Annotated in this window: 5 protein-coding genes; 1 reads left to right on the top strand and 4 read right to left on the bottom strand. The window is 42.5% G+C overall.

Annotated elements, in window-relative coordinates; genetic code table 11:
• The 3 genes from A5875_RS23715 to tgt form a co-directional block, all read right to left on the bottom strand.
• Positions 1-362, bottom strand: a 362-nt coding sequence (locus tag A5875_RS23715; RefSeq protein ID WP_254911875.1) for a DUF6088 family protein, incomplete at its 3' end; no start/stop codon positions are given.
• A gap of 406 nt (positions 363-768) precedes the next feature.
• The gene (yajC, locus tag A5875_RS14670) at positions 769-1,137 is read right to left on the bottom strand and encodes a preprotein translocase subunit YajC (protein WP_088934277.1); all 369 of its coding nucleotides are present in this window, start codon (positions 1,135-1,137) and stop codon (positions 769-771) included.
• A gap of 85 nt (positions 1,138-1,222) precedes the next feature.
• Entirely contained in the window at positions 1,223-2,368 is a 1,146-nt protein-coding gene (tgt, locus tag A5875_RS14665) for a tRNA guanosine(34) transglycosylase Tgt (RefSeq protein WP_088934276.1), read from the bottom strand.
• A gap of 401 nt (positions 2,369-2,769) precedes the next feature.
• Between tgt and adhE the strand changes: the two genes are divergently transcribed.
• Complete coding sequence (gene adhE, locus A5875_RS14660) at positions 2,770-5,373, top strand: bifunctional acetaldehyde-CoA/alcohol dehydrogenase (RefSeq protein WP_088934275.1); 2,604 nt, start codon at positions 2,770-2,772, stop codon at positions 5,371-5,373.
• A gap of 76 nt (positions 5,374-5,449) precedes the next feature.
• Here adhE and A5875_RS14655 read toward each other — a convergent pair whose 3' ends face one another.
• The gene (locus tag A5875_RS14655; RefSeq protein WP_088934274.1) at positions 5,450-8,092 is read right to left on the bottom strand and encodes a cation-translocating P-type ATPase; all 2,643 of its coding nucleotides are present in this window, start codon (positions 8,090-8,092) and stop codon (positions 5,450-5,452) included.
• Positions 8,093-8,101: the final 9 nt, after the last annotated feature.

Genomic DNA, 8,101 nt, shown 5'->3' with positions numbered 1-8,101 from the left:
AGTCTTGTAGTTGGTCCGCTGGAATTATAGGTAAAAACATTGGGAACTTGAGTAGATAAACCTAAGCTGTTTAGTGCAAGGTTTTTAGAAGGATAAATAATCCAATTCATCTTCCTCGCATAAGCCGTTGCAATCGCTTGAGGATCAGCGGGAATCTCTTGCTCAAATGTCTCATTAAAGTTTCTTTTTTTATATAATCCTTTTCCCAATGGAATTAGAACATCCTCTTTCGTTAATTGATGGAAAATTTGCCGTGTCATATTATCACTAGCAATATGGGAAAAATCTGAGGCTACGACAATACTTCCCCGAGGTAAAACTTTTATTCGATGTTTTATCTGATCAGATATTGTCCTTTCCATACATACACCTCTCTCCTATACTATTATCATAGACCAAATGTTTGAATTGTCAATTTTGATTGCTATATAAGCAAAAAGTCACGTTTACCATTAACTATGATAGCGCTTACTTAGTTAATCGTCATTTCACAAAAAATTCAGCAATAAAATCATTCCTAGATATTTAACGACAAGAAAGGCTTCGCGAACTCGCTCAGCTTTTGAGCAATAAGACCAAAATATTTCTAAATTGCTTCTCAAATTTCGAAATATTTTTGCTTATTGCCGATATGCTAGTTCTGCTTAATGCTAATTTAGCAGCAACTGTATGCGGAACTTGTGTAGAAAAGCTAGTTCGTGAAGCCAGACAAAAAAGGCGCGTATAAATACGCACCTTCACTATGAATCAATCTAAGTAAGAACTTGATTACTTGTCTTCAGTTTTATCTTCTGGTGTTTCTTCTACTACTGTTTCTTCTGGCATAGTTGCTTCTGGTTCAACAACTTCTGTTTCTACAGGAGCTGCAGTCGGTCCTACACCTGCTTTAACAGTTCGGATTGATGAACGGTCAAAGACTAGGAAGATCCCTTCACAGTCCAAAGTAACTGTTTTGTCGCTGTTGTTGATTTCAGAGATCACACCATGTAATCCGCCGATGGTTACAACGCCGTCTCCAACCTTCATTGCTTCTAATAGATTTTGACGTTCTTGCTGTTGTTTCTTTTGAGAACGGTTCATCATAAAGAACATTCCCAGCATCAACACAAGTAAGATAATCATTGAAAAGTTTCCCATTTAAAATTTCCCCTCGCATTCTTAGTAATTCCACTTTTAACTGTAACAAAGTTTACAGTCTTACACTAGCGTTTTTATCTATCCTTTAAAAACTTTTTGCGTTTTGCTTGTTAAAACCATATTCTTCAAAGAATGCTTGACGAAATTCTAATAAATTATCATCCATGATTGCTTGGCGAACTTGTTTCATCAAGTTGATCAAGAAGTATAGATTATGATAAGAAGTCAAACGAATACCAAAAATTTCATCGCAATGGATCAAGTGGCGAATGTATGCTCGAGTGTAATTACGACAAGTATAGCAATCACATTTTTCATCTAGCGGACGGAAGTCATGAGCGAATTTTGCGTTCTTAACGACTAAGCGTCCAGCAGATGTCATGCAGGTACCATTACGAGCGATACGTGTTGGCAATACACAGTCGAACATATCGACTCCGCGAATCACGCCGTCGATCAATGAATCCGCCGCGCCAACGCCCATTAAGTAACGAGGTTTGTTCTCTGGGATCAATGGTGTGGTAAATTCCAATACCCGATTCATCTCTTCTTTTGGCTCGCCGACAGAAAGTCCGCCGATAGAGTAGCCTGGGAAGTCCATGCTGACTAAGTCTTTTGCGCTTTGACGGCGCAAGTCTTCAAAGCCAGCCCCTTGAATGATACCGAATAAGCCTTGTGTTGCTGGATTCGCATGAGCTTTTAGACCACGCTCGGCCCAGCGAGACGTACGTTCCACAGATTTTTTAACATAATCATAGCTTTCATCAAATGGCGGGCATTCGTCAAAGCTCATCATGATATCTGAGCCTAATTTATTCTGAATATCGATCGCCTTTTCTGGTGAAAGGAACATTTTTGATCCATTTAAATGATTCTTAAAATGCACGCCTTCTTCAACGATATTGCGCATATCCGCTAAAGAGAATACTTGGAAGCCGCCCGAATCGGTTAGGATCGGCTGATCCCAATTCATAAATTTGTGCAGACCGCCTGCTTCAGCGACGAGATCTTCTCCTGGACGCAGCCAAAGGTGATAGGTGTTGCTCAGGATGATTCCGGCACCCATCTCTTTTAATTCCTCTGGTGACATTGTTTTTACGGTGGCCAACGTTCCTACCGGCATGAACATCGGTGTCGGGAAGGTTCCGTGAGGCGTAATGATCTCACCAAGACGCGCTCCTGTATGTTTTTCTTTCTTTATTAAACGATAAGAAATGGCAGGTTCAGTCATTTAATTTCCTACTTTCTTCTATATATGTATGTGTTTGCAACTTGTACCATAATACTGGTTTTACCCCGCTTTTGCAACTTTCTCTAAAGGGATTAAAGCTTCTCATAATATTTGAAAACCTATTTGTTCAAAGAAATACAAAGTTGAACATTTTCATCCTTTTCAAATAAATGAACCATTTGTGCAATTTTCCATTTCGTCATTTTCACGATTCGAAAAAGCTTGGATTTATCAATAAAACCTAGACCAAATGAAATGAAAAGGAAAATTCCATAAGTATTCTCATTTCATTTTTATCTTTAAATAGCATTGTGAAATAAATCTTTATTAAAATAAAGCGTTTACATTGTTAGGTGTACCAATTATGATGAATGTGTAAAAAAAATATTAGGAGGAAAAAAATGGTTAAAGCAACTGACAAGAAAAAGACGGAAACAATCGATGTCGAGGCCATGATCAATGATCTGGCAACGAAAGGAAACGACGCTTTAAAAGTTTTATCACGCTTTGATCAAGAAAAAGTGGACCATATTGTTCACGAAATGGCCATGGCAGCATTAGATAAACACATGTTGTTGGCTAAGATGGCAGTAGAAGAAACTGGTCGCGGAATCGTTGAAGACAAAGCGATCAAAAATATGTATGCTTCCGAATACATTTGGAACAACATCAAAGATGACAAGACCGCCGGGGTGATCTATGAAGACAAGCAAAAACATCTTGTCCAGATAGCTGAGCCAGTTGGCGTTATTTGTGGTGTGACTCCTACGACCAATCCGACTTCAACTACTGTCTTTAAGTCGCTGATTGCTATTAAGACTCGGAATCCAATTGTCTTCGCCTTCCATCCAAGCGCGCAAAAATGTTCAGCTGAAGCGGCTCGGATCGTACGCGATGCAGCTATTGCGGCAGGTGCTCCGGAAAATTGTATCCAATGGATCGAGCAGCCATCGCTTGATGCCACGCAAGGATTAATGAATCATCCGGGGATCGCGATCGTTCTAGCAACAGGCGGCGGTGCCATGGTGAAATCCGCTTACTCAACTGGTAAGCCGGCTCTAGGGGTAGGACCAGGAAATGTCCCTTCTTATATCGAAAAAACAGCGAATATCAAACGTGCGGTGAACGACCTGCTCGTTTCGAAAACATTTGACAGCGGAATGATTTGTGCTTCTGAACAAGCAGTGATCGTTGACAAGGAAATCTATGAAGATGTGAAGAAAGAGTTCCAAGCGCATCAAGTTTACTTTGTTAAGAAAAATGAATTGCGCCAGTTAGAAGCTGTCGTGATGAACGAAGGCAAATATGCCGTGAATCCAAAAATCGTCGGCTTCTCTGCAAAAGCGATCGCTGATTTGGCTGGTATCGGTGTACCTGAAGGAACAAAAATGCTCGTTGCGGAAATTGACGGTGTAGGACCAGATTATCCATTGTCTCGTGAAAAACTGTCTCCAGTCTTAGCAATGATCAAATCAAATAATACGGATCACGGTCTTGATTTATCTGAGGCGATGTTGGAATTAGGCGGTCTAGGACATACCGCGGTCATCCATACCGAAGATTCTGATGTTGAATTGGAATTCAGCTTACGGATGAAGGCTTGCCGGATCTTGGTGAATTCACCATCATCTGAAGGCGGTATCGGAGACATCTACAATGAATTGATCCCATCTCTTACATTAGGGTGCGGCTCTTACGGAAAGAATTCAGTTTCTCATAACGTATCTGCCCTTGACTTGATCAACATCAAAACTGTAGCGAAACGGAGAAAAAACATGCAATGGTTTAAACTTCCACCAAAAATCTACTTTGAAAAGAACTCTTTGTTGTATTTGGCTCAAATGGAAAATGTGGAACGCGTCATGCTTGTTTGTGATCCTGGGATGGTTCAATTCGGTTATGCAGATATCGTTCGCGAAGCTCTTGGACGTCGTAAAAATGACGTGAAGGTCGAGGTCTTCTCTGACGTTGAACCAAACCCTTCTACAAATACTGTTTATAAAGGCTTGGAAATGATTATCAACTTCCAACCAGATACGATCATCGCTCTGGGCGGCGGTTCTGCAATGGATGCGGCGAAAGGAATGTGGATGTTCTTTGAACACCCAGATACTTCATTCTTCGGCGCGAAACAAAAATTCTTGGATATCCGTAAACGGACATACGGGATCGAACCACCAGAGAAAACACAGCTAGTATGTATTCCGACGACTTCGGGTACCGGTGCTGAGGTTACACCGTTTGCCGTTATCACAGATAGCGAAACACATGTGAAATACCCGTTAGCAGACTATGCCTTGACTCCAAATGTAGCGATTATCGATCCGCAGTTTGTACTAACACTGCCTTCTTCAATCGCAGCGGATACGGGGATGGATGTGCTGACACACGCGATCGAGTCTTATGTCTCTGTCATGGCATCTGACTATACCCGCGGACTGAGCCTGCAAGCGATCCAAATCGTCTTTGACTACTTAGAAAAATCAGTGAAAAATGGCGATGAGGAATCACGCGAGAAGATGCATAATGCTTCTGCGATGGCTGGGATGGCCTTTGCCAATGCCTTCTTAGGAATCTGTCACTCTGTCGCTCATAAGATCGGTGGAGAATACGGCATTCCTCATGGACGGACCAATGCGATCCTATTACCGCATATCATCCGTTACAATGCTAAGGACCCGCAAAAACATGCGATGTTCCCTAAATATGACTACTTCCGTGCGGATGCTGATTATGCAGCTATCGCGAAATTCTTAGGTCTTAAAGGCAAGACGACGGCTGAATTAGTCGAAGCTTTAGCAACTGCTGTTTACGATCTAGGCGTATCAGTTGGGATCGACATGAATCTGAAAGCACAAGGTGTGACACAAGAAAAACTAGATTCTACTGTTGACCGGATGGCTGAATTGGCCTATGAAGACCAATGTACAACAGCAAATCCAAAAGAACCATTGATCAGTGAACTAAAAGAGATCATCGTTACCAGCTTCGATTACCAACCGTAACTCCATACAACAAAAGCCCCGCGATGATTAAATTCATCGCAGGGCTTTTGTCATTTATAATAGAAGAAACACAGTCTTAAATTTCTTCTGGATCTACTTCTGGTGCTTTATGGAATTTGATCAGCTCGTTGACGATCAGCGGAACGATCGATAATAAAATCGCGATGATCCAATGATTCATACTGATTGGAACAAGATAGAATAATTCTTGCGTCTGAGGAATCAAGGCGATCGCCGTTGTGATTCCAAGTGCCAACCAGGCCATTTGAGCCAATGATTTATTAGTTGCTAAATCGACTTTAAACATCGATTTGCTGCTGCGTACATTGAAGACGTGCAGGATAGATGAGTAAGCCAATACTAGAAACGCAACCGTTTGACCAACTTCTAAACTTGGCGGTGTAAAGTAGCTGATGTGCTCCACAAATGCGCCAATGTAAAAACCGATCAAGGTCACAACCGTAAACACGGCGGCATTCAAGCCGATCTTTTGCCATAGTCCTCGAGCAAAGATCCCCTCGTCGTGAGGAATTGGTTTTTCATCCATGATCCCCGCCTCTGCAGGTTCTCTGCCTAGCGCAAAGCCTGGCAATCCATCCGCTACTACGTTAACAAATAATAGTTGAACAGCCGTAAACGGTGCTCCCCAGCCTAATAGCATAGCAATGACCACAATAAAAATCTCTGAGATATTACAGCTTAACAGGAAGTTGATCGCTTTACGTATGCCCTGATAAACAGAACGTCCACGAGCTACCGCATCAACGATGGTCGCGAAGTTATCATCCGTCAGCACCATATCCGCGGCACCTTTTGCCACGTCCGTTCCAGTAATTCCCATGGCACAACCAACATCACTGGCTTTCAACGCGGGTGCATCATTGACCCCGTCACCGGTCATAGCCACAACTGCGCCTGTCCGCTGCCAAGATTTAACGATTCGGATTTTATCTTCTGGTGTTACCCGTGCATATACGGATAGGTCTTTGACGCGATCATCTAATTCTTCATCGCTCATCTTTTGCAGCTGAGCGCCGGAGATCGCCTCTTTCCGACTCTTCATGATGCCTAATTCTTTTGCAATCGCTCCAGCCGTTACTACGTGGTCACCTGTAATCATGACTGTTTTAATGCCCGCCTTTTTCGCACGCGCAATCGCCGCTTTTGATTCTGGACGCGGCGGATCAATCATCCCGATCAATCCCATCAAGCGCAGATTCTTTTCCAACGCTTCTGAGGTAATCTCTGTTGGTTCTTCCTCATGGATCGCATACCCCACAGCAATCACCCGCAATGCTTTTTTCCCAAAGCGGTCATTAACAATCGCTGCCTGATCGACATCCCCATAATGGAATTTTGGTAATAATACGTCGAAAGCGCCTTTTGTGATGGAGATAAATTTCTTCCCGCGCTTATGTACAGTCGTCATCATTTTTCGATCAGAATCGAAAGGAATTTCACCGATCCGCGGATATTTTTCTTCCAGCTCAGCTTTCGTATGATAATTTTCTTCTACTGCGCGAACGATCGCCGCTTCTGTAGGATTGCCTTTGATTTCTAATTCATTGTCATCATTTTCCACGATAACATCGGTACACAAAGCCGCAATGCTTAACACTTCCATCGCTTCTTCCGTCATACCTTCTTCAGTATCGACCACAGAATCACCATGTGTCCATACTCGTCGAACACGCATTTTATTTTGCGTCAATGTCCCAGTTTTATCGGAACAAATCACATTCGCTGAACCTAATGTTTCCACAGCTGGCAATCTGCGAATGATCGCATTTTTCTGTGCCATCTTCTGAACACCATAGGCCAACGTTAGCGTCACAATAACCGTCAGTGTTTCAGGAACCGCAGCGACTGCTAAAGAAATCGCCGTGATGAACATGTCCAACATCGGTTCGCCTTGCATCTCTCCAATGAAAAACACAAAAGCCGCAGCTGCCAAAGCGATCAAACTGATCCGTTTTCCTAACTGATTTAATCGTTTTTGCAGAGGTGTTTTTTGAGTTTCATCACTATTTAAAAGACCAGCAATTTTCCCCATTTCAGTTTCCATACCTGTCGCAGTAACAATTGCTTTTCCGCGACCATTTACCACTGTTGAGCCTTTGTAAAGCATATTCAAACGATCGCCTAAGGAGTCATCTTCTTCTCCAAGATAGTCGGCCTCTTTCATGACCGGTTCACTTTCACCAGTCAAAGCTGATTCTTCTACCCGCAGCTGCGAAGCTTCCGCAATACGAGCATCCGCCGTGATCATCGTTCCTGATTCCAGCAACAAGGTGTCTCCCGGCACTAATTCTTCCGCATCAATCTCAAGCTGCTTGCCATCACGTATGACGGTCGCCGTCTGCTTGTTCATATCCTGCAATGCCGATAACGCTTTTTCCGCATTTCCTTCTTGAACAATCGCTAAAACCGAATTAATAATAACAATCGCAATAATCAGAAAGCTTTCAAAATAATCGCCGTGATCCGTGGCAATCGCTGTGTATAGCGAGATTATCGCCGCCACCAATAAAATAATCGTCGTGAAATCTGTTAGACTATGAAAAAATTTTTTTACCAGCGATTCTTTAGGCGCCTCTTCAAACTTATTTTTTCCGTTATTTTTTATCTTTTCTTCAACTTTTTTTTCCGTCAATCCATTATCTAAATCTGCACCATACTCGCTTGTCACAGTATCTACTGTCTCTTTGTAGGGTTCCATCCTATTCCT

The sequence above is a fragment of the Enterococcus sp. 3H8_DIV0648 genome, from assembly GCF_002140655.1.
GTDB classification, from domain to species: Bacteria; Bacillota; Bacilli; order Lactobacillales; family Enterococcaceae; genus Enterococcus_A; species Enterococcus_A hulanensis.
Note: the sequence above shows the minus strand (reverse complement) of the source record. Positions and strands in the feature narration are given on the sequence as shown.